The organism is Methylophilus sp. E2MeOHC9 (assembly GCF_058744375.1).
Map to the genome: position 1 here is coordinate 3,000,348 of NZ_CP196024.1, position 22,766 is coordinate 3,023,113.

A 22,766-nucleotide genomic window follows, 5' to 3' on the forward strand; every position below is an offset into this window, starting at 1 on the left:
TCGGACGAGAAATAAAAAGGGACAATGCAAAAATGATTTTTTTACGGTTTTCGTAAAAAAACTTATACAGCTGGGCGCAAATTGACCCAGTAACGGGTGAAATACTCGACACGGACTTGCGGCAATGCGGTCTGAATGGCTGCTAGGGCCACCTCCGGGCGGTCCAGCGGAAAAACGCCTGAAATCCGCTGCTCAGCCAGTTGTGGATCACAACGTAAAACGCCAGGGCGGTAACGGCTTAGTTCAGTGACCAGATCAGCCAGGCGCCAATCGGTAATGATCAGCATACCCCGCAGCCAACTGGCTTCCTGCCCGTTCAATGCTTGTCGCGTCACATCCCCTTGTGCATGTAGTGTCACCTGTTGGCCGGCAACTACACGGAACACTGGATGCCCGGTAGCCTGAGTCACTTCGACAGCATGCTGCCTGACACCTAACCAGGTAGACGCTGTTTGTTGCCGCACCAGAAACTGGGTGCCCATGGGCTGCAGATCCGCCTGTGCCGTGCGTACGATCAATGGTCGCCCTTGCGGATCAGCATGTCCGGTTTCAATATAAATTTCACCTCTGACTAGATGCAGCATGCGAGCCTGTGCATCAAAAGAAACATTGACCACGCTATCGGTGTTAAGCACCAGCAGGGTGCCATCCTCCAGTAGCCATTCGCGTCGTTCACCTGTTGCGGTACTGTAATCGGCCAGCATGGGTTGCCATGGCTGCGTTTGCCAGCCTACCCAGGCCAGCGGAGTGACCAGGCCAAATGCGCCCAGGCTTTTCAGCAGGGTGCGCCTGCGCGCATGCATGGCCTCATTACCGGCCTGCAATACCTGGCGTGTCACAGGCGCAGGGGCCAGCTGCATCTGCTGTTGTAAATGTTCTATACGGGACCAGGCCCATTGCTGCTCCCAGCCTTGTGCCAGCCAGCGCTGCCAGGCGGCACTTTGCTCTGGCGGCACCTCGCCTGCACAAAGCTGGCTATACCAGCCAGCCGCTTCACGCAGTACCCGGCGGGCAATATCAGGATGGGGGACCGGGGGTGTCATACCAGGGAAAATAACAGGCAATGTTCAATGGCTTTTGCCATGTATTTTTTGACTGAACTGACAGATAGCTGCATCTGCGCGGCGATTTCCGCATAGGTCAGTCCATCCAGCTGCGATAGCAGGAAAATCTGGCGCGCTTTGGTGCCCAGGGCATCCAGCATGGCATCGATCTCGCACAGGGTTTCAATCAGGATAGTGCGCTGTTCAGGAGAGATATGTACCGATTCCGGCATGGCTGCCAGCGCTTCGAGATAAGCGCGTTCCAGTGCAGCGCGACGAAAATAATCCATCATTACCCGGCGGGCAACGGTGGTGAGATAGGCGCGAGGCTCCACGATATGACTGGCATTACGCGCAGCCAATACGCGCAAAAAAGTATCCTGCGCCAGGTCTGCTGCACTTTCAGTACAACTTAACTGCCGCCGCAACCAGCTTTTTAACCAGGACTGATGATTTAAATAGAGCGTTTCTATTGATTGCTGCAGGACAATCTCGCTTGCTGACATACCGACTAAACCGTTTAAACCATTAATGATAATGATTCTCATTTTATCACATGGATGACAAAATGATATTGATCAATCTTTAAAAACGCGCATGTGTCATGGCGACGCTAAACACAGGCCAGCCATCGTCAGGAATAGATTTGATATTAGAAAGCAGATCAGGCAACCTGCCGGATGCTTGTGGATCGAACACCTGCCATCTCCCGGCATAAATCAAACCGCCGGGAGATTTCATATTGGCAATGAAAACAGTGCGTTAAAAACTGCCGCGCAAGGTCAGCATGACGCTACGTGGTTCACCGAAATAAGTCTGGCGCGACCAGCCATCCAGGCGCGAGTAATATTTCTTATCGAACAGATTATTACCAGTAAGGCTCAGGTCCCATTTCGGGTCGATACGGTAGCTGACTTGTGCCGATGCCAGCGTATAGCTGCCCTGCTCCCATTTATTGGTGCCATCATAGGCATAGACGCCGCTGCTCATATCCAGCCCGCCGCCAATCGCCCACAGGTCAGACAGACGGTATTTGTTCCATAGTTTAAAACTATGCTTTGGCGTAGCGGTAGCGAACACCAGCCCCTGCAAGCCATCTTCTGCCTTCAGGTATTTGGTATCGAGATAAGCGTAACCGGCGAACAATTCCCACTGCTCAGTCAGGCGGCCGCTGATTTCAGCTTCGGCGCCCTGGCTGCGGACTTCTCCTACCGAAATTGAATACAGCGGGTTATTCGGGTCTGTCATGGCACGGTTCTCGTCATCAATACGGAACAAGGCGGCATGCATATTCAGTTTGCCCCCATCGAGCTCGCCCTTGACACCCACCTCATACTGTTTGCCGGTACGCGGTTTCAGCATTTTGTTATCTGCACCCAGGCTATATTGCTGGGGCTGGAAGATATCGCTGTAGCTGGCATACACTGCATAGGTTTGATTCAGGTTTTGTACCAAACCGACATACGGCGTGAACTGGTTAGTGAATTCATCGCTGCCATCCGGGTTGCCTTTGACGGTTGTTTTCCAGTTGCTGAGACGCCCGCCTAAGATCAAGCGGGTATTTTCCAGCAGTTGCAAGCGGGTCTGGCCGTACAAGCCGGTTTGCCGGGTTTGATACTCATCTGCCGGGTCATAAACAAAGTCTGGCTTGGCGATGTTGTGTGTTGGTGTAAAGATATTTTGTGTCGCGCCAAATACCTGAGCATAAGCGGTACTCGAGTTGAATACCCGCGTATTAAACCCCACCAGCACATGATGCTGTTTATCAAAGGCATTAAATGGCTGGCTCAGGTAAGCATCCAGGCCGTAATCGCTGGTTTTACCTTTGCTACCGAGCAGGATACGGTCAAAGTTGCCCGAGCCATCAATGTACGAATCGCCAAAAGCACTGGTCTCCAGGCCAAATCGACGTTCAATGGCACTGGCCCGCAGTTTAAACTCACCGCCCTATCAAGATGATGTTCCAGCTCGACAAAATACTGGTTGTTGTTTTCGTGCTTGTTATCCCAGCCTGAGCCAATAAAGGTCGCCCGATTGATGTCGGCTGTCCGACCATCGGCATAGGTAGGCAAACCGAAGGTGGGGCGCGAATCCATACTGGTAATGGTTGCGCCAACTGACAGGGTTGTTCTGGCAGTCAGGTCAACCTCCAGCGTGCCGTACAGCAGTGGCTTGCGCATGTAGTCAGAATCCACAAATGAATGTTTATCCTGGTACATCGCCACCACGCGGCCACGTACTTTACCTTCGCTATCCAGCGCGCCGGTGACATCCAGCTCGCCACGGTAATTATCCCAACAACCCGCTTGCATGCGCGTTTTCACCGCAGTGTCCGCCAGCGCACGTTTTCTCACCAGGTTGACTGTACCACCAGGCTCACCGGTACCTTGCAGCAAGGCCGCCGCACCACGCAACACTTCAATGCGATCATATGTGGTCAAGTCCTGCGAGCTGGTACCCCAGGCGCCCTGGCTGTCTTGTACCGGAATGCCATCAATCTGTATGGTATCCAGGCCGTAACCGCGCATGGAAATACCGGCCGTGTTACTGCCATAGTTCACCACAGTGATGCCGGTGGTCTGTTGCATGGCCTCGGCAACCGTGGTCAGGTTCTGGTCTTCGATCCGTTGCCGGGTGATCACAGAGATCGATTGCGGGATATCGCGCAGGCGTTGCTCACCTTTGCCTATGGTCACGACGTTAGAGGTATAAGACTGACTGCCTTCGGTCGTCGCGGTCTTCTCCTGCTTGTCTTTCACCAGCACCTCAGGCAACACATCGGTTTGCGAGGACAGATTGCCTACTGGCAATTTCTTGAGCGTGTAACCACCATCTGCTGCCAGCGTGGCTTGCAGGCTGGCAGGTTGTAGTAATGAGTCAAAGCCTTGCTTGAGTGTGTATTTGCCTTTGAGCCCTTCGCTCACCTTGCCAGCCGTGAGCGCCGGATCAAACGAGAGCACCACACCGGCAGTCTGCGCAAATTTGTTCAGCACCTGCGTGAGCGAGCCGGCCGCAATATCATAGGCCTGTGCACTGTCAGCCTGGCTGCCAGTGTCGGCATAGGCTGTTTGTGATGCATTTAGTAAAGTCAAAGAAGTACATGCCAGCAACAGCTGCAAGGCAACCACCACCGGCTTTTGTTTGAAATGAAACCACTGCATAGAAATAAAAACTCCCTGATGAATTGTTGTGTGTACTACTCATGACGCACAACACAGGGCGTGAGACAGTGGCAAGGCCATATTTTTTAATTTGCCCGCTTATGGCGCGGGTTTAATCAAGGTTAACCAGGGTGTGTACTGCGTGATCGCAATCGGTGTGGTATCGGCCAACAGATTGAGGGTGTGTGCCGTATCATCCAGCGCGAATACGCCAGAGACATGTACATGTGCTAACGCAGCGGACTCAAAATAAAGATGGCCTTGGTGATAGCGCTGTAACTCGCCCAGCAGGACCGGGACAGGCATATCATCTGCCACCAGTTTGGAATGCGTCCATGCCATTTCATTCTGTATATCAGCAACGCGTTTGCGCAACGGCATGCTGCGTTGCAATTGCACAGACTCGCCGGGCACTAGAGTCACACATGCAGACTGCACCGCACACGCCTCTACACTGGACTCGATCACCATCACGCGGGTGACTTGTTGCTGGCGCTGGACTGTATATTGCGTGCCCAATGCGCGCGCAGTGCCTTCCGCTGTTTCAACGATGAATGGATGCTGTTTATCCTTGGCCACCTGTACCATGATCTTGCCTTGCAGTAGCTCAATACGGCGCTGGCCATGGCTGAAATGGATATTCACCGCACTCTGGGTATCCAGTGTCAGCTGGCTATGATCCGGCAGCTCAATCGTGCGCTGTTCACCTGCGCCCATACGATAATCTGCCAGCATCACGCGCGCAGGCAAACTATTCGTCAGCATCCCGCCAACCGCAAGCACCGCTAATAAAGACAGTACCGTGGCAGCCGTTTTGATCCGCTTGCGTTTTGCTGGCTTGAGTACGGCAGTGAGTGCCTGTTTGCTAGCGCTTTCCTGCACCTCATCAAAATGGGTCCAGAGTTTTTCCATTTGCGCAAAAGCGGTGGCATGACGGCTATCTGATGCCATCCATTGTGCAAACGCGATACGATCAGCTTCACTGACATCCTCCGCATGTAACTGCGTGTGCCATTCCGCTGCCTGCATAATCATGTCGGAGTAAAAAGAAGGCGCCGTATGTTGCATCTGCTCAGGCATCCTCACCATAAAAAATATGATGGCAATGCACCATGGCCCTGGCGATATATTGTTTGACCATGCTCACGGAAACGCCAAGTATCTGGCTGATCTCAGGATAAGTGAGATGTTCAAGGCGGCTAAGCATAAAAGCCTGCCTGGGCTTATCCGGCATGCTTTCCAGCATGGCCGCGATCAAGGTCAGGGTTTCAATGACTTCAAGATGATCTTCGGGCGAAATCGCATAATTATCTACTTGCGTCAGAGCCAGCGCTTCAAGATACGCGCGCTCAATTTTTTGCCGGCGTGCTCTGTCTATCATCAGGCGTGTCGCGGTGGTCGTCAGGTAGGCGCGCGGTGTCTGCAATGCCGCCAGGTCAGTGCGCGAAAGCGATAGCAGGCGGAAAAAGGTATCCTGCACCAGATCGGCAGCCTGCTCGCCACAGCCCAGTTTTCTTCGCAGCCAGTGTTGCAGCCAGCTGCGATGATCGCTGTAAAGGCTATGTAGCGTTTGCTCCATGACACGCTCGTTTGTTGACATACTTAAAATCAGACTTTACGTCTCAGATGATAATAATTCTCATTTTAACATGTACAATTCATTTGCATAGCCTCCCCTTTTATGGACAACGCATGACGCTTTCATATACCGCAATCACCTCCATAGCAGCGCTACGCCAGATTTATGATGAGCCAGCAAAAGCGATTCGCGACAAGGCATTATCGACACTGGACAAACATAGCCGGCATTTTATTTCGCTGTCGCCTTTTTGCTGCATCAGTTCGCAAGGACAGGAAGGATTAGGCGATGTTTCACCGCGCGGCGGAGAACCCGGTTGGGTGCACGTACTGGATGAAACGCATATTGCCTTCCCGGACCGGCCCGGCAATAACCGCCTGGATACCCTGGTGAATATCCTGAACTCTCCTGGCATAGGCATGCTGTTCTTCCTGCCCGGCATTCACGAAATGCTGCGACTGAACGGCATTGCCAGCATCACGGTGGATGATGTTTTGATGCAGCGCTTTACATACGATGGCAAACCGCCGCGCGCAGTGATCGTCGTCGAAGTGAAAGAGGTTTACATGCACTGCTCCAAAGCGCTGCGTCGCTCAGACATGTGGAACCCTGAAAAGCAGCTCGGCAAAAAAGACTTTCCATCGCTGGGGCAAATCGCCAGGGATCAATACAAACTCTTGGTACCCGCCAAGCTGATTGATCTGGCATTGAACCAGGATGCCAAGAAAAACCTGTATTGACCAGGCATCTGTCAGAAAATCTTTATTGCTTTGGTATAAATACAGTGTAATCACCGCTCTGTTATCGCAACGCAGCGTTAAGCGACTGTGCGAAAATAATATTTATCGCAATAATTGAAGTTCGCAATGACTCCGCACGCCACTTTACGCCTGATAACGGGCCTGACCATGACTATCGTCAGTCATGCTGCATACGCTACCAACGGCATCAACCTGATCGGTTTTGGTGCCGAATCCAGCCTGATGGCCGGTGCCGACGTGGCGGTGGCGCGTGATACCAGCGCGCTGAACACCAATCCGGCCGGGCTGACGCAGATCAAGGCGCCGCTGCTGGACATGTTCGGCTCGATATTGCGCACGACTGACCTGGTGCACAAAGACGCCCTGAACGAAGAACATGCATCCAACCGTTACACGCCGCTTGGCGGTGGTGGCTATGCGCGGCCTTTGGAAAATTCATCCTGCACGGCAGGCATAGGCTTTTTCGCCCAAGGTGGCGCGGGTGGTGTGTTCGATAAGCTGCGTACGCCATTTGGCAATCGCGACGATCTTTCTTCACTGTTCGGTATCGCCAAGGTCATCCCCGGCATCGGCTGTGAGGTGAGCGACAAGCTTTCCCTGGGAGCCAGCCTGAACATCGTTTATGCCAGCATAGAGCAGGATTTTTTCGCCAATACTTCAGTCGGCAATGCCTTTGCCGGTTACAAGCTGGAGGACGCCTCAGCGCTTCGCACCGGTTTCAAACTTGGGATGCAATATCGCGTTACTCCCACAGTGACCTTGGCTGCGACCTATACCGAAAAGACCGAACTACCACTGACCGGCGGCACATTGGTGGCCGATTTCACAGGGGCAGGATTGGGTAAGGTGAAGTATTCGGATGCGTCCGTCAAAGGCTTCGCATTGCCACGTGAAGTCGCTGTGGGTTTGGCATTTAAGCCAGCGGATGCCTGGCTGCTTTCATTCAAACTAAACTGGCTGAACTGGGATGATGCGATCAATGACGTGAAGCTGCGCGCTACTAAGCCGAATAATCTGGCGGCGCCTGCGGTATATGGTGCTCCATCTGCTGCCGATTGGAAAAATCAATGGGTGATCGCCACTGGCGTTGCTTACAACTGGGATGACCGCACGACGATTTATGCTGGTCACAACTATGGTAAAAACCCGATTCCGCGTGAGAACTCCAGTCCTCTATTGGCAGGCATTCTGGAACATCATCTGACCTTTGGCGCCGCGCACAAAATCAACCAGCAATGGCTGGTGACTGGCGGCGTTGAATGGATGCTACCAGTAAAAGAAAAATACAACAGTGCATTGCTAGGCGACTCGGAAATCCGCAATGAGGCGATCGTGCTGCACTTTATGATGAGCCGCCGCTGGTAGTTTTAAACTACGTATGAAATGACAAAGCCACCCGAACTAGCTGTATCACTTCATTTGATTTTTGGATCAGTCCACCTCAACCTATTCCCCCTGACCATCAAGACAAATCACATGTGATTTGTTCACCGGGTGGACTTTAGAGAATCCTGCTCAAGCAATTTGCGTCGTGATTGAACAAAACTGCGTACCTGCTGTTTTTTCCACCATAGTACCGCGCCTGTGATGCTGAGTATTGCCACAACGATGCCGACAATCACAATGACCACGCGATAAGCCAGACCAAAAACCGCCCCGGTATGCAACACCCTTAGCCATTGGCTAATCATGTCTCCCGACAGGCCATGCCCTGGGTAATCTTCGCGCAAAACCTTGCCGGTCACACCATCAATCCAGAGATGAGTTGTAGCGCCATGATCGCCGTGATCAAGCGTAGTGCGCGTGCGATACAGGTAAGCCCCTACGACAGGGCGATACCATAAACTGTCTTCTGCCTGTATGGAAAACCCATGCTGCACCGAGGCAAGCTGTAACGCCTGCTTTGCTTGCCGATATGCCGCTCGCCACCCTAATTGCGGTTGATCAACCGGATTGGCAAGCGGATGCAGCAGTGGTGAGTTTCTAGGGCGTTCATCAAATACCAGCATAGTCGACATCACTGGTTTATATATTTGCTCGCCAAGGTTAAACATGACGCTAGACCAGGCAAATAACAGCAAGACCATCCAGCACCACAATCCCAGACTGCGATGAATATCGAAGTTGAGGCGATGAATAGAGGACGTGAATTTGACTAGCCAGGCGGTACGCCATCGCCACAACCATGGTCGTCGTGCAGGGAACGTCAATGCCAATCCGACAAAACAGTCCAGGGTCCAGATCAAGGCAATGATACCCATCAACACCTGTCCATATGGATGTGGCAAAGCAAATGCCATATGCAGCCGCAAAATAAAAGGCATGATGTTTTCACAATGAAACTGCCCTTTGCTGACCAGCACCCCCCACTCACGCGCACCCAGCAACGCGCCTGTATATGGGTTCATGAACACCTGGTTGACCTCCGGAGGAATCGGCTGGCCGGTCTTGGGATCAGTCCCTGGACTCAGGTAAAACATCTGTGATTTACCTGAGCGGGGAAAACTCATATGCTGCACCTTGGCTTGAGGATACAGGCTTTCTATTTTCTCTCTAATCAAGAATGGATCTATGAAAGGCTGGGCGGTATCACCTGCTGGCGGCAAAACGACAAACCATGCCGGATTAAGCAAGGCCTCCACCTCTTCGTGAAAGGCCAATATGGACCCGGTCAGCCCTGCCACCGCAAGAAACACTGCGGTGCCCAGCCCCGCCCATCGGTGAATGATCACCAGCAGATGACGCATGACTGCGCTTTACCAGCGGTAAGATGCAGATACGTTGATGGTACGGCCAGCTGCATAATTACAGCCGGTGACACCTGTCAGGCATACAGAAGGAATATATTCCCGGTCTGCCAGATTAAAGGCGTTCATGGTATAGCGCCATGACCCGAGATCATAACTGACGCGGGCATCAAACAGCGTGTAGTCTGGGACAGCAAGAATGCTGTTGGCTGCATTACCGGGCTTTTCTGCCACATACCGCACCCCGCCGCCAACCAGCAAACCGGGTAATCCCCAGCCATCCAGTTTGTAATCCAGCCAGGCCGATGCCGCGTGGTAGGGAATGCCGGATAAACGGCTATCGACTTCTGCGGCAATATTGCTTTTGGTGATACGCGCATCGGTATAGTTATAGGCAGCAATCAGGTTAACACTCTCGCCTATCCTGGTTTTGGCTTCCAGTTCCAGGCCACGTGAACGCGCCTCACCGGTCTGGATCGAAAAGGTACTGTCTGTGGGATCAGGGGTGAGCACGTTTTTCCTGGTCAACTCGTATACAGCCGCCGTTAGCATGGTATTGCTTCCGGGTGGCTGGTAGCGCACGCCAACCTCATACTGCTTACCTTCGGTCGGCTTGAAACGTGCTTCAAGACGGTCGCGCCCGCTGGTTGGCTCGAACGATTCGCTATAGCTGAAATAAGGAGCTAAACCATTGTCCGCCAGGTATACCAGCCCGGCGCGTGCCGTAAACGCCCGTTCCTTCTCATTTGTATTATCTGCCGGAGAATGCAGGCTTAATGACTCCAGGCGCACCTCATCCTGCCGCCCTCCTAACAACACCACCCATTTGTCAGCAATTTTCATCTGATCCTGCAGATAGAACCCTGTGCGCTCCTGATTGGTACGAAACTGCCTCCAGCGTTGCGTATCAAATGCCGCGCCATAAACCGGGTTATAGACATCAATGGCAGCCAGGTTGCCCCGCTCACGGTCACTGGCATGTTTAGACTTGGTGTAATCCACCCCGCCCAATAGCGTGTGCTCTATAAAACCTGTTTGCAGTTTGTATTCCAGATTGGTATCGGTGGTGAAGATAGAGGTATCGTCTTCAAAAAAGCGTGCCTGTCGATTCAGGCGGCGCTGGGCAGCATCTGCCCAACCGCCCATCAGGAAATACTCGAAATCGAGCTCGGAATGATAAGAGCGTACACCGTGACGCACTTTTAACCGGTCAGAGAAGGCATGCTCAAACAAATAACCAATCGTAGTCGTGGTGTTGTCGTAGGTATCATGATCCGGCTCACCCAGATAACGGCCACGAGAAATCTTGCCATTGGGATTCGTCTGCAAAGTACCCGCTACCGGTAAAGTACCAGGGTCACTGTTACGCATGCGCTGATAGCTGGCAAGCAGTGTCAATGAGGTATGATCGGTTGGGCGCCAGGTCAATGCCGGGGCAATGTAAATCCTGTCATCCTGGCCATGATCGATATAAGTATCACTTTTGCGTACCAATGAAGTCAGGCGATATAACAAGGTCTCGTCATCATTCAGACTACCAGTGAAATCAGCAGACAACTGTTTACGGTCGAAACTGCCGACCTCTGCATTGACCTCCCGCAAAGGGGTCGCCTGGGGACGCTTGGATACTGTATTGATAATGCCGCCCGGGGCAGCCGCCCCATACAACACAGAAGATGGCCCCTTGAGGACTTCTATACGCTCAAGACCATAAGGCTCCTGCTTACCGTTATAGATGTTGCTCATAAACCGCATGCCATCACGATAATAGCTGCCGAATTCAGAATCTGCCTGAAATCCCCGCAAGTAAAAAGAATCTGCAATGGCCGGGTTCATGGCGACAGTCCCCGATGCCAATCCAGAGGTATACCCCAGTGCATCCTGCAATGACTGGGCATTTAAATTTCGCATCTGGTCGGCAGTGACCACTGAAATAGACTGCGGCGTCTCGATGATAGGCGTATCTGTCTTGGTCGCAGTGGCACTGCGTTTGGCAACATAGCCTTTGACCGGACTAGTAGCCGTCTCTGCCTCTGATTCGCTATGGCCCACCACAGCGACTTCTTTCATGGTTTGCACATCAGCGTGGCCTTTAGTGACCGGAAGGGCTTTCTGCAAGGAGAACACCCCTTTGCTGGTCTCAACCGCCTGCAAACCAGTCCCAGTCAGCAACACTTCAAAACCTTGCTGTATCGTGTAATCACCGTTTAACGGGCTACTTTTTTTGCCATCCACCAAGGCGGGCGGCAATGTAATACTAATGCCAGACAGGCTGGCAAACTCGCTTAAAGCCTGCTCGAGAGGGCCAGATTTGATCTGGTAACTGGCGGTAGCAGGCTTGGCCTGGTCTGCAGCCAGTGCCGTGGGCATAAGTGTTATTGATGTACTGCCAAGTGCCATTAACAGTAATGCGGTGTGTACTGCTTTGCGCAGATGGTCACCATGAGTGTGTTGCTGCATGAGTTTCCCTTTTATTGGTATGTAAGCGATGAGAAATACATCTCCCTTAACTCACTTCACACGCCAGTTTTAAAAAAGGGACAAAAAAGAATTATTTTTATGAGTATCTATTCGCGGCAGCCTCAGGCACATCTAAGACTACCCAGTAACTGGTACGATACCTTACACTCACCGGCAGGATAGTAGGCAGGCTGGCAAGTAAATCATCAGTATTCGCCAGTTGAAAAACACCTGATACTTTCAGGCCAGCCACTTCAGGCGCGCAGCGTATGAAGCCGTGCCGATAACGCGCCAGCTCGGTGGCAAATTCCGCCAGCGGCATTTCGCGTACATGCAGCATGCCACGAGTCCAGCTATCCAGGCTGGGGTTAGCTACAACAGGCGCCGCAATGTCATCATCATCAAAATGCGTTTTCCAGCCTGCGTCCACTACACGTCGGCGCCCATTCCCGGTGATGATCTCCACTGCACCTTCCAGCACGGTCAGCCGGATATGCTCTGCCGTTTGCCTGACCGCAAAACGTGTTCCCAGTGGCCGTAATAGCCCAAAGCGCGTGGCTATGATCAACGGTCTTTTCAATGGGTCTGCATGACCGGTTTGTACCATGATCTCACCTGCCTCAAGGATAATCAGCCGTTGTTCTGTATTAGAAGAGGTATTTACACCGCTGGCGGTATTCAGAATGATGACTGTACCGTCTGCGAGTTGCACTTTCTGCTGCTCGCCGGTTCGCGTACTGTACTCTGCGCGCCATACCCGGGCGGCTTCACTCTCCCAACCTTGCCATGCGACGGAACCGGCAACACCGGTGGAGACCAATGCAGCAAGAGCTTTGATGGCACGACGTCGGCCCATTTGCTGACTGCGTTGCAGCGTGGCATAGGCCAGATTAGCGGGCAGGCCACCCATTTTCTGGCTTACCTCGACCGCACGCTGCCAGGCGACCTCATGTACCTGATCTGCTTCGCGCCATGTATTGCAGGCCAATTGATCGGCATAAGTCACAGCCGGGTCTTGCAGGCGAAAAAACCACTCTGCCGCCTGTAATGCGGTTTTTTCAGGGATGCTCATGGCATCACCATGATGCATCGCGCCAATGCTTGCACCATATACCGTTTGACGGAACGCTCACTGACATTGAGTTGGGTGGCGATCTCCATATAAGTCATGCCCTCAAGCTGCGCCAGCAAAAAGGCGGAGCGCACTTTGGATGGCAAGCCATCCAGCATCATGTCAATCTGTTGCAGTGTTTCCAGAATCACCAGCCGGTGTTCGGTGGATGGAGTATAAGCTTCAGGCATCAGCAGCAGCGAATCAAGGTAAGCCTGTTCGAGGGCACGCCGACGGTAAAGATTAGCCATCAGGCGTTTGGCAATGACGGTGAGATAGGCACGCGGCTCCTGTAGTTGCCAGCCGCTATTTTTTTCAGCGATATGTTCAGGGGCATGCAGAATGCGAATGAAAGTGTCTTGCGCGATATCGGCAGCATCGGCGGCATGGCCCAGCTTTCTCAACAGCCAGTTCTGCAACCAATGGTTGTGATGTCGGTAAAGTTGCTCTACGGCTTGTTGTGATGCGTACTCGTTTGCTGACATGCTGGCTAAACTTGCAAATGATAATAGTTCTCATTTTATCATGTACGGTCAGTTTACATAAGCCATTACATCCATCACCTATCAAGCCGCCGAGAAATCCTGCATAGCCTAGCAAAAAAGAGGCCGTCTCTGAGATGATTACCTGTTTTTAAGCTGGCGAACCAGCCTGCGCGAGCGGCGTTTTTTCAGCCAGACAAGCACGCCGGTAACCGTTAAATCCACCACACCTAAGCCCATGGCGCTGACAAATAGCTGCATAGGCAGTCCCCAGACTTTAGCGGTATGTAACGCGAGCAACCATTGCGTGATGGTATCGCCTGCCGCCTCACCAGTGGGCAAATACACAGCTAACTGTTGCCCGTTATTAGCATTAAACATCACGGCAGTATTAGACGACTGTTCAGACACATCGCGGCTGGAATTCACGATATACGTATAAGTGCCTTTACCGGCGTCATAGTAAATCTTGGCTTCATGATAGATGCTGAATGCATGTACAACACTGATGTTCTGCATAAGCGCTCGACCTGTCATGAGTGCAACGTTTGTATCCAGCGTGGGCTTGATTAAAGGCTTGGGCAACCTGGGGATGTCTTCTCCAAAATGTTGTTTATCGAACACAGCACCCATGATCGGATAGTAGACATCACGCAGGTTAAAAGCCACGCTGGACCAGGCAAACACCAGCAGCATGGCCCACAGCCACAAGCCACCAGCGCGGTGCAAGTCAAAATTCACTTTGGCTGGCCCGCCCTGCCAGCGGACTTTCCAGGCTTTCCACCAACGTGTTAACCAGAAATGACTTTTTGATTGCGGTCGGACGTTCCTTCTGCGCGGGCTGGAAGGGAAAGTTAAACAGGCGCCGATAAAACAATCCAGTGTCCAGATCAATGCCACTATCCCTAGTATCCATCGGCCGGTTTTGTCTAATGCCAGCGAGAAATGCAAGCGGTATAAAAAGGGCAATAAATTAATACTGCCTTGTGAAATATCGCCCCATTTACGTTCGGCCAGCACTTGCCCGGTATACGGATCGACAAAAATCTCATCATTCAACAATCCGTTTTTGTTACCGGGTCGCGGTTGCAAATAGAATGAAACGGACTCTCCAACTTCGTGGTGCAGGTTGATACGGTTAAACATCGCATCCGGATATTTTGGCTGCAGGATGTGAGCCAGTTCGACTGCGCTGATTGCTGCCTGATGCGGATGTGGCTGAACCAGCCGGAATTCAGGATGCATCGCTTTTTCAAGTTCATCATAAAAAGCGATGCACGTGCCTGTCACGCCCGCCAGTATCAGAAACAGGGCCAGGACAAGCCCTGTATACCGATGGATCAGCACAAAAAATTGACGCATTAAATCACTGCATTCAATACCGGGTTTGCTGCTACTTTTTTACAGTATCGATTAAAACGTCGCGGCGACACTGAACAGCACACTGCGTCCAGGTTGGAACAACGGTGTCACGGTGTTAAAGCCCTGGTAGGTCGCGCGGTCTGCGTAGGTGTCATCAAACAAATTGCGTACATCTATGCGCCATTTGGTTTTGACTGCCCAGCCTGGCTGGTATTCGGCATAAATGTTAAATACTTCATACGATGGGAAATCCAGGGTGCCATTGCTGACTTTCTTGTATTTCTGGGCAAACTCCGCATCGCCACCCAACGTGAGATTCAGAGATGGGAAATGATGCCCAACCGTCAGGTATAGAATCTCACCGACGGGTGTGGCCAGGTAATTACCCGCATCGCTATCGGTATTGGCACCGTCTATGGTGACATCGATATCCGCCAGGCGCGCACGCGCAAAGCTTTGTTCCCATTGATAAGCCAGGCCGAGTTCATAGCCGCGTGTGCGCACATCGCGCGCCAAGTTAGCGCTACCGGGAGCAAATCTGGCGACACGGGCGTCGTCTATATTTGTTTCAAAGACTTTGGCATCGGCAGTAAAGCCGTAAAAGCGGCTTTGCAAACCCACAAAATAGTTATCTGCTTTCGTGGCTGTTGGACCGCGCCCGTAGTTCCACAACGGGTTCATGATAAAGTTTTCCGCCATCTGGCTACCGCTAAACACTTCTGAATAGCCCGCCTTCAACGTTAACAGCTCAGGGATGACGGATAACTCACCGGAAGCGTTGGAGCTAAAACCGGAGTGTTCCCAGCTTTCACCTGTGGTCCCTGTCAACTCATGACGGTCATTACGGGTACCAAAAGAGAGCTGCAAAGGCTGCCACGGGTTGATTCGCGCCTGCACATAAACGCCGTTATTGCTGGCCTTTTCCTCTGGTCGCAATGTCGGATCCCTGTACTTTGCCTGGTCGCGGTAGAAATCTACACCCGCAACGATATTGCCGATATCCAGGGGGAATTTGTTCTCAAACTTGCCATTAAAGCTGGCGGTTTCACCGGTGCCATCGTAAAGCTCTTCGCCAAAACGCGTGATGATAGGCACGGTGATTTCAGTTTTGCTGTAGGCGAGCACGGCAGTCGGGTTCCACCAGTGATCGGGATTCACCTGTGTATATCGCAATACCGTATTGTCGCGGATCATTTCATAATCACGCACACGCGGTTCTGTGGCTGGCCTGTCTGAAATAAAGCCGATATTGCCACGGAATGGCCGTACCGCATTGTCACGCACACGCTCATGGCTTAACTGCAAGCGATGGCCACCTTCGGCTTCCGCACCGATCTTGAAGAAGCCGCTGACCAGATCGGTCGCAGTGCCATCAACCCTGTCACCATTGCCCGCTTCAAAGCGGTTACCGTTGGCAACGGTTAAATAGGCCAAGCCATCCAGTTGCTCTGTAGCACCATAGCCTGCCAGTGTTTGGCTGAACACATCGCCATTGGTGTTGTAACTGGAGCGGATATAAGCGCCCATGCCAGGAGAGGTGAGGAAGTCACGCGCATTTTTGGTTTCATAGGCGATCGAACCCGCAATCGCCCCTGCGCCGGCATCCGCAGGTGCAACACCCGCGTTCACGCTCACGGCTTTCATGAATAATGGATCGATCAAGGTCGTGCCGTTATGGTGGAAAACCTTATTGTTCTGGCGACTGCCATCAATCGTCACCGCCAGATTGGTTTCCTCGATACCATTCACGTAGACTTTTTGCGACATGGGCGTTGCCCCGCCGACTTTCACCGAAGGCTGGCCATTGAAGATGCCACGCACATCACTCGGGTTATTCCGTGCCAGCGCAGCTTCATCAATAATCAAGGTGCCAGCTTCTTTGACTGGCAACGCTTTTTCACCTTTGGCAGTGACTGCCACTTCCGGCAATGTGTCTGCATGGCTTTGTGACTGCATGGATGACTTTTTAACCACGGTATAGCCTTGCGCGGTATCACCTTGCAACACCAGGCCGCTGTTCTTCAACAGCGCATTTAATGCTTCACGGGTATTTAAATTACCTTTTACCGCAGGGGCAGCGATGTTTTCAGTCAGGTCGGTGGAGAATAAAATGCGCTCGCCGGATTGCTTGGCCAGGCTGTTTAACGCTTTGTCCAAAGGTTGCGCGGGAATATCAAAGTCTGCCGCCTGCACTAGCCATGCCTGGCTGAGCATGACTGCCAGCAGGCTGGTGCGCTTGAGGGTTGCTGAGAAATTGTGCTTAGTCTGCTTAGTGCGAAATTGCATTAAAACTCCCATATTTAAGATATTGAAATCAGTCTGATATGGGTATGTCGTTTGAGCAGTAAGAAATGTTGAGGTACCCTTTGATATTTTTTACATCAAACACCGGAAAGTCAAAAATCCATGTTGAGAGCCCAGTATTTTCAATGCTTTTCTGCAATTGAATCGCTCAATATACAAAACTGCAGACAGCCTTTATAATTGATAATGATTATTATTCATAAATTATAACTATGTCTGCTTCACCTGCCGCTAATCATGTATTTCACAAGCTTTACAGTGACCACCATCGCTGGTTGCTAGGCTGGTTAAGGGGAAGAGTCAAGGAAAGCGAACAAGCGGCAGATCTGGCGCAAGATACTTTTTTAAATATCCTGCATGCCGATAACGTGAAGGAAATTCGTCAGCCCAGACCTTTTCTTGCCACAATTGCGCGACGCCTGGTTTCAAACTATCACAGAAGAAAGCTGATTGAAGTAGCCTATCTGGGGGTATTGGCCGGCTTACCAGAAAGCGTCGCCCCTTCGCTGGAAGAGCATGCAATGGCGTTAGAACTGTTACAGCAAATCGACCATGCATTGAGTGGATTACCGTACCGTGTCAAACAAGCGTTCTTGCTCGCACATCTTGAAGAACTCTCTTATGCAGAAATCGCCGGCATATTGAAAGTCTCCACCAGTTCAGTCAAACAATATATCAGCCGGGCTAACCAGCAATGCTTTTTTTCCATGGCTGAATAACGTATGCCTACCCCTCCATTTTCTGAAGATGTGGCGAAAGCGGCTTCCGAATGGCTGACACGCTGTATGGATGAAAAATTCGCGGCCACCGATGCAGATCGCTTACAGCAATGGTTGAGCGAAAACCCGGAGCATGCCCGCGCCTGGCAACATATCCATCGCATAAGCGCCTCGTGGCATCGTCTGCATGGAAAAACGGCATATCAAACCTTATCAACGCTGCATAAGCCTTCCAGACGCACGGCATTAAAAGCATTGCTTGGTTTTGGTGTTGTAGCGGGGGGTGGTTTACTCGCCAGCGACACAGACGCATGGCGACTGCAAATGGCAGACTACACCACCGCCACCGGTGAAATGAAAGAAATGACGCTGGCAGATGGAACGCAGATTGCTTTGAATACCCGGACTGCAGTGGATGTGCACTTTACAGACCAGGCCCGGATTCTGCACCTGCATATCGGTGAAATCATGGTGACGACCGGACATCGCCCCAGCGAGCAGCGCCCACTTCATGTATACACAGCGCATGGCAGCATTTCCCCGATGGGCACCAGGTTTAATGTCTATCACACTGCCCACAAAACAGCAGTGAGCGTATTGGAAGGTGCAGTCAGGGTAGTGACCAAACAAGGTCATACCCGTGTTGTGCACGCTGGCGAACACACATCTTTCTCTACTGACCAGATACAAATGACTAGCCCGGTACCTGCCCAGGTTAGCGCCTGGCAAAAGGGGCTGTTATTTGCAAACAATATGCGGCTGGCTGACCTGGCCCAAGAACTGGCACGTTACCGGACAGGCTTTATTGATTGTGATGCAGCGGCATCTGAATTGCGAATCTCAGGTGTTTTCACGATTGCCGACACCTCACAGGCATTGGCTGCACTACCAAACTCCTTGCCCGTCAAACTTGTCTATTACACGCGCTACTGGGTGCGCATCATGGCTGCAAACTGAGCGATGAAAATAGTTACAAAAATTTACAATCTACAGACTGCCCGATGTTAATTTTCACGTGACCTCTACTGGTAATTCATTCAATCACCGTTAGGGATCATCATGTATCACCCCCAATATAAGCAAAAAACATTGCAGCTGGCTTTGATGCTGGCATTTAATACCGGACTGACTTTTTCAGCCTTTGCTGCAGACGCAACCCAGGCATCTCAGCCAGTGACCAGGCAGTATCATATTCCTGCAGGCGAGCTTGCCACTAGCTTGCAGATCGTAGCCAGCGAATCAGGGTTGACCTTGACTTTCACGCCTGAACAAACGGCGGGCAAGCAATCCCGGCCATTGCAGGGTAGCTACACTGCAGAACAGGCCTTTGAAATATTGCTTGAAGGCTCAGGACTGGCTGCCAAAAAGAACCAATCCCAGCAATACTCGTTAATCAAGGCGCCGGCACCAGCTGTAGCACCGGCCAATAACAGCCGCAATAGCCATGAACCGCAAACACTGCCTGATGTACAGGTATCGGATAAGACCGAAACATCAAGCACTGTTCAATTGCAACAAGAAGGCAAAGCAGCGAAGGGATACAAAGTGGATAGTATTTCTTCAGTGGGCGTGCTGGCTAAAATGAAACTACAAGACACGCCATTCGCCATCAGTGTGATGCCGCAGGAGTTAATTCAGAATATCCAGGCGCAATCGCCAGATGATATCTATAAACTCAATCCCTCGACACGAACGACTACACCTCAAATCACCGGGTTCAGTCCCAATGTCAATATTCGTGGCTTTAATGGTTACAATACCGCTGAAAATGGCCTGCGTCGCCCATACAACCACGCCGCGACCATGGAGGACAAAGAACGCGTAGAGATACTTAATGGCCTCTCCGGTTTTCTGTATGGTGCCGCCAGCCCCGGTGGCATGGTTAACTTTGTGTATAAACGGCCGACTATCGCGCGTTTAAACAATGTCAGTGTGGGTAATTATGGCGGTGACCAGTATTACGTGCATGGTGATTTTGGCGGGCGTATTGATGAAGAGGGTAACGCAGGTTATCGCCTTAACATCGTCAAACAGAATGGCGGCACCGCCATTGATCATCAAGGCATACAACGCGAACTGGTCAGTGGCGCGATTGACTGGCAGGTGACTGACAAACTGCTGCTTGAACTGAATGCCATCTACAACCATTATCAGACAGAAGCGCCTTCTGCGTACTGGTTTGTCGCGCCGGGGGTCTCCCGCCCGTCAGCGCCAGATGCCGATAGACTATGGGCGCAAAAATGGGGAAGTGATGAGTTTCACAATATCAAACTGTTGAGCAAGATTCACTATCAGCTAAACGATAATGTCAGTTTGCGTGGCGCTTACATGCGGGATTATATTGACCGTAAAGGATCTGCCGGCGTTTATAACTACCCGTCCTCAGCAACGGCTTATACTCAACTGGCACTCGCTGGTGATGATTCTAGTGATGTGTTCAACGCCGGCCAGCTATTCGCCGATATTCACTTTGACACCTGGAATGTCGCGCACAAGGTAACCACCGGCTACTACATGAATTCAGATCTGTTTCGCGGATCTAATTACGACAGCGGATCCTTCAATTTTGGCCCATTCTCGTTTGACCGCCCAAGCTATGTGGCCAAGCCGGCATTCGCAGCAGATACCTCAGGCAACTTTACCAAAGGCCGGGATATCAACGAGAACTTTGTCATTGGTGACTTGATCACCTTTAACGATCAATGGTCTGTACTTGCAGGCGTCAATCGCAGCCGCCTGTTATCCTATAGCTATAGTGACCCGGGTGTGCAATCTTCGTCTTACGACCAGAGCCGCACCTCCCCAGTCACCTCGCTGCTATACAAGCCAGCACCATGGCTGACATCCTATTTGAGCTACATCGAAGGCCTGGAGTCTGGTGGTCGTGCGCCCAATGACGTGAGCTATATAAACCGTAACCAAACGATGTCACCTATGGTCAGCCGCCAGCAGGAGTTTGGCATTAAAGCCAGCGTTGGCAATCTGCTACTTACTTCAGCCATTTTTGAAATTGAGAAAGCATATCAATATACAGAGATTACCGGGGCAGGTAATCTGTATCGTCAAGATGGCCGGCAAAATCATAAAGGCATTGAATTTGGCGCGACAGGAAAACTGACAGATCAATGGACCATCATCACCGGGTTGACCTTGCTAGACCCAACCATCAAAAAATCAGCGTTAGATGGCAAAGAACCTATCAATGTCGCAAAACAGCTGGCCAAGATATATAGCGAATATACCTTAGATGAGATGCCTGACCTGACCCTGACAGCGGGTGTGTATTTCACTGGCAAGCAATATGCCGATGATGCCAACACCGACCGCCTGCCCTCAGTAGTGACGGCCGATATAGGCGCGCGCTACAAAACCATGCTATCTAACCACCCACTCACATTACGCCTGAATATCAACAATATGTTTGATAAAAGCTACTGGTTGAATTCGTACTACATAGGCGCTCCACGAACCGTTGCCTTCTCGGCAAACCTGCAATTCTAAAAGCTGGTTGCTGATCAGATTTCATCCGTCCATCATGCGCTTTCGACGGATGAAATCCTCAAGTTTTTAGTGGTGTCGAATCACAATGGTGTCGTCACTTTGCCTTGCGACGCGCAGCGGCATGATCTCTGGCAAGGTATCAATCAATGCATCAATGGCATTGATATCGTATTCACCAGACAAGCGGTATTGCGCCACGCGAGCATCGGCGATCTTTATTTGCCCGCGGTGATAACGTTGTAACTCTTGGACAACATCGGCCAACGGGGTGCCATCAAACACCAGGCGCCCCTGTTGCCAGGCAATATTGGCCGAGGTACAACGGCTTTCAGAAATCGTCCCGGCTTGTGTAGTCACCGAAATATCTTTGGTCAGGATGCGCTGTGCATGGGTAGTGCGCACTTCTACACTGCCTTCCACCACAGTCACCACCGCGCCTTGTGCCGTGTTGCGCACATTAAAGATCGTGCCGATATCCCTGATCTGGGTCTGGTTGGCATATACGGTAAACGGCCGCCAGCCATGATCTACCGTGAACAAGGCTTCACCCTGTTTTAAATACAGGCGCCGCGAATACAGGTGTTGCTCGACCACCAGCACACTATTGGTATTCAACGCGACATGACTACCGTCTTTCAGGGTATAGCGCGCTTGCTGGCCAACCAGCGTACGCATCTCTTCACTCTGCCAGACCGGATCTATCAGCCAGCTGAGCGCTAATGTGAGTGACAAGGCCATGCCGGTGCCGACTTTTTTCAGCAGACGTTGCCGTTTAGTTTGCTGTTTGGCTTCCTGCAACAATGCTTCGCGGGAGGGAAAGTGTTCGCGCAATGCTTCTTTATATGGATTCAACGCATCTTGCGCAGCAGAAGCGTTGGGCAATGCGGCCAATTCACGCGCAGTAGCTTTCATGCGGCTTGTCCCCAGCTCAGATTGATAGCCGCCATGGCCTTGCTGAAATGCTGCGTCACCATATTGCGCGAAATACCGAGTTCATCGGCGATTTCCTGCTGCGGCATATCATGCAGTTTATGTAACAGAAACACTTGCCTTTGCCGTGATGGCAAGGCCTCAATCATGCGTTTCAGCGCTTCCAGCCGCTGCACAAAATGCAGTACCCGTTCGCCATCGATATGATGTGCATCCACGGCTGTTTCCTGCAGGGTGTTCAGGTGTGCCTGCTGGGTCTGGTACTGGCGGTAGCGGTCAATCGCGCGGTTTCGTGAAAGCTTGCGCAAAAACGCCATCGGCGTATGTACCTGGCTCACTGGCGGGCGCTCCATCAATTCTATGCAGACATCATGCACCACATCCTGCGCGAAATGATGGTCGCCAAAGCGGCGTTTCACATAGCTCACCAGTTCGTCATAGTGATAAACCAGGGTGACTACGAGTTTGGAATGTTCAGGATGAAGCAACACGGTAAATAGGCAGGGATGAAATAAACGGCTATCTTAGCGCCCTCATCACAAAATTACAAATGAAAATCATTCTCAAATAGGTGAGGAACGAAAATTTCATAGGGTGTGAGTTTTA

Annotated in this window: 20 protein-coding genes; 5 read left to right on the forward strand and 15 right to left on the reverse strand. The window is 51.5% G+C overall.

The features are described 5' to 3' along the window. Positions 1-62 precede the first annotated feature (62 nt). From ACSSVF_RS14285 to ACSSVF_RS14315, 7 genes are all read right to left on the reverse strand, one after another. A complete protein-coding gene (locus ACSSVF_RS14285) occupies positions 63-1,043 on the reverse strand; it encodes a FecR domain-containing protein (RefSeq protein WP_492404361.1) in 981 nt (326 codons plus the stop codon). Continuing rightward, entirely contained in the window at positions 1,040-1,591 is a 552-nt protein-coding gene (locus ACSSVF_RS14290; protein WP_492404363.1) for a sigma-70 family RNA polymerase sigma factor, read from the reverse strand. Before ACSSVF_RS14290 ends, ACSSVF_RS14285 begins: the two co-directional genes overlap by 4 nt. A 37-nt stretch (positions 1,592-1,628) precedes the next feature. Beyond that, on the reverse strand, positions 1,629-1,784 hold the full coding sequence (locus ACSSVF_RS14295; protein WP_492404364.1) for a hypothetical protein: 156 nt from the start codon (positions 1,782-1,784) through the stop codon (positions 1,629-1,631). A gap of 21 nt (positions 1,785-1,805) precedes the next feature. Beyond that, a complete protein-coding gene (locus tag ACSSVF_RS14300) occupies positions 1,806-2,942 on the reverse strand; it encodes a TonB-dependent siderophore receptor (RefSeq protein WP_492406362.1) in 1,137 nt (378 codons plus the stop codon). After that, complete coding sequence (locus ACSSVF_RS14305; protein ID WP_492404365.1) at positions 2,831-4,204, reverse strand: TonB-dependent siderophore receptor; 1,374 nt, start codon at positions 4,202-4,204, stop codon at positions 2,831-2,833. The genes ACSSVF_RS14300 and ACSSVF_RS14305 overlap by 112 nt, the downstream gene beginning before the upstream one ends. 99 nt (positions 4,205-4,303) lie before the next feature. Continuing rightward, a complete protein-coding gene (locus ACSSVF_RS14310) occupies positions 4,304-5,272 on the reverse strand; it encodes a FecR family protein (protein ID WP_492404366.1) in 969 nt (322 codons plus the stop codon). A 4-nt stretch (positions 5,273-5,276) separates the two neighbouring features. Next, positions 5,277-5,804, reverse strand: a complete 528-nt coding sequence (locus ACSSVF_RS14315; RefSeq protein WP_492404367.1) for a sigma-70 family RNA polymerase sigma factor — start codon at positions 5,802-5,804, stop codon at positions 5,277-5,279. 92 nt (positions 5,805-5,896) lie between these two features. Between ACSSVF_RS14315 and ACSSVF_RS14320 the strand changes: the two genes are divergently transcribed. Both ACSSVF_RS14320 and ACSSVF_RS14325 read left to right on the forward strand, forming a co-directional pair. After that, positions 5,897-6,523 (forward strand): pyridoxamine 5'-phosphate oxidase family protein, encoded by a 627-nt coding sequence (locus ACSSVF_RS14320; protein ID WP_492404369.1) that lies wholly within the window; start codon positions 5,897-5,899, stop codon positions 6,521-6,523. 126 nt (positions 6,524-6,649) lie between these two features. Further along, positions 6,650-7,909 (forward strand): OmpP1/FadL family transporter, encoded by a 1,260-nt coding sequence (locus ACSSVF_RS14325; RefSeq protein ID WP_492404370.1) that lies wholly within the window; start codon positions 6,650-6,652, stop codon positions 7,907-7,909. A 122-nt stretch (positions 7,910-8,031) separates the two neighbouring features. On the opposite strand, the gene ACSSVF_RS14330 is transcribed toward ACSSVF_RS14325, so the two are convergent. From ACSSVF_RS14330 to ACSSVF_RS14355, 6 genes are all read right to left on the reverse strand, one after another. After that, on the reverse strand, positions 8,032-9,291 hold the full coding sequence (locus ACSSVF_RS14330; protein ID WP_492404372.1) for a PepSY-associated TM helix domain-containing protein: 1,260 nt from the start codon (positions 9,289-9,291) through the stop codon (positions 8,032-8,034). Positions 9,292-9,300: 9 nt separating this feature from the next. Further along, a complete protein-coding gene (locus ACSSVF_RS14335; protein WP_492404374.1) occupies positions 9,301-11,751 on the reverse strand; it encodes a TonB-dependent siderophore receptor in 2,451 nt (816 codons plus the stop codon). Positions 11,752-11,848: 97 nt separating this feature from the next. Continuing rightward, on the reverse strand, positions 11,849-12,823 hold the full coding sequence (locus ACSSVF_RS14340) for a FecR domain-containing protein (protein ID WP_492404376.1): 975 nt from the start codon (positions 12,821-12,823) through the stop codon (positions 11,849-11,851). Beyond that, positions 12,820-13,347 carry a sigma-70 family RNA polymerase sigma factor gene (locus ACSSVF_RS14345; RefSeq protein ID WP_492404377.1) on the reverse strand — a complete coding sequence of 176 codons (528 nt, stop codon included), beginning with the start codon at positions 13,345-13,347 and terminating at the stop codon, positions 12,820-12,822. Before ACSSVF_RS14345 ends, ACSSVF_RS14340 begins: the two co-directional genes overlap by 4 nt. Positions 13,348-13,485: 138 nt before the next feature. Then, complete coding sequence (locus ACSSVF_RS14350; protein WP_492404379.1) at positions 13,486-14,706, reverse strand: PepSY-associated TM helix domain-containing protein; 1,221 nt, start codon at positions 14,704-14,706, stop codon at positions 13,486-13,488. Between the two features lie 51 nt (positions 14,707-14,757). Beyond that, positions 14,758-16,992 (reverse strand): TonB-dependent receptor, encoded by a 2,235-nt coding sequence (locus ACSSVF_RS14355; protein WP_492404381.1) that lies wholly within the window; start codon positions 16,990-16,992, stop codon positions 14,758-14,760. 230 nt (positions 16,993-17,222) lie between these two features. On the opposite strand from ACSSVF_RS14355, the gene ACSSVF_RS14360 reads away from it, so the two are divergent. From ACSSVF_RS14360 to ACSSVF_RS14370, 3 genes are all read left to right on the forward strand, one after another. Next, entirely contained in the window at positions 17,223-17,729 is a 507-nt protein-coding gene (locus ACSSVF_RS14360) for a sigma-70 family RNA polymerase sigma factor (protein WP_492404383.1), read from the forward strand. Positions 17,730-17,732: 3 nt separating this feature from the next. Beyond that, the gene (locus tag ACSSVF_RS14365; protein WP_492404385.1) at positions 17,733-18,686 is read left to right on the forward strand and encodes a FecR domain-containing protein; all 954 of its coding nucleotides are present in this window, start codon (positions 17,733-17,735) and stop codon (positions 18,684-18,686) included. Between the two features lie 102 nt (positions 18,687-18,788). Further along, entirely contained in the window at positions 18,789-21,230 is a 2,442-nt protein-coding gene (locus ACSSVF_RS14370) for a TonB-dependent siderophore receptor (protein ID WP_492404387.1), read from the forward strand. Between the two features lie 66 nt (positions 21,231-21,296). Here the strand turns inward: ACSSVF_RS14370 and ACSSVF_RS14375 are convergent, their stop codons facing one another. Continuing rightward, positions 21,297-22,142, reverse strand: a complete 846-nt coding sequence (locus tag ACSSVF_RS14375) for a FecR family protein (protein ID WP_492404388.1) — start codon at positions 22,140-22,142, stop codon at positions 21,297-21,299. Continuing rightward, complete coding sequence (locus ACSSVF_RS14380) at positions 22,139-22,651, reverse strand: RNA polymerase sigma factor (RefSeq protein ID WP_492404389.1); 513 nt, start codon at positions 22,649-22,651, stop codon at positions 22,139-22,141. The genes ACSSVF_RS14375 and ACSSVF_RS14380 overlap by 4 nt, the downstream gene beginning before the upstream one ends. Positions 22,652-22,766: the final 115 nt, after the last annotated feature.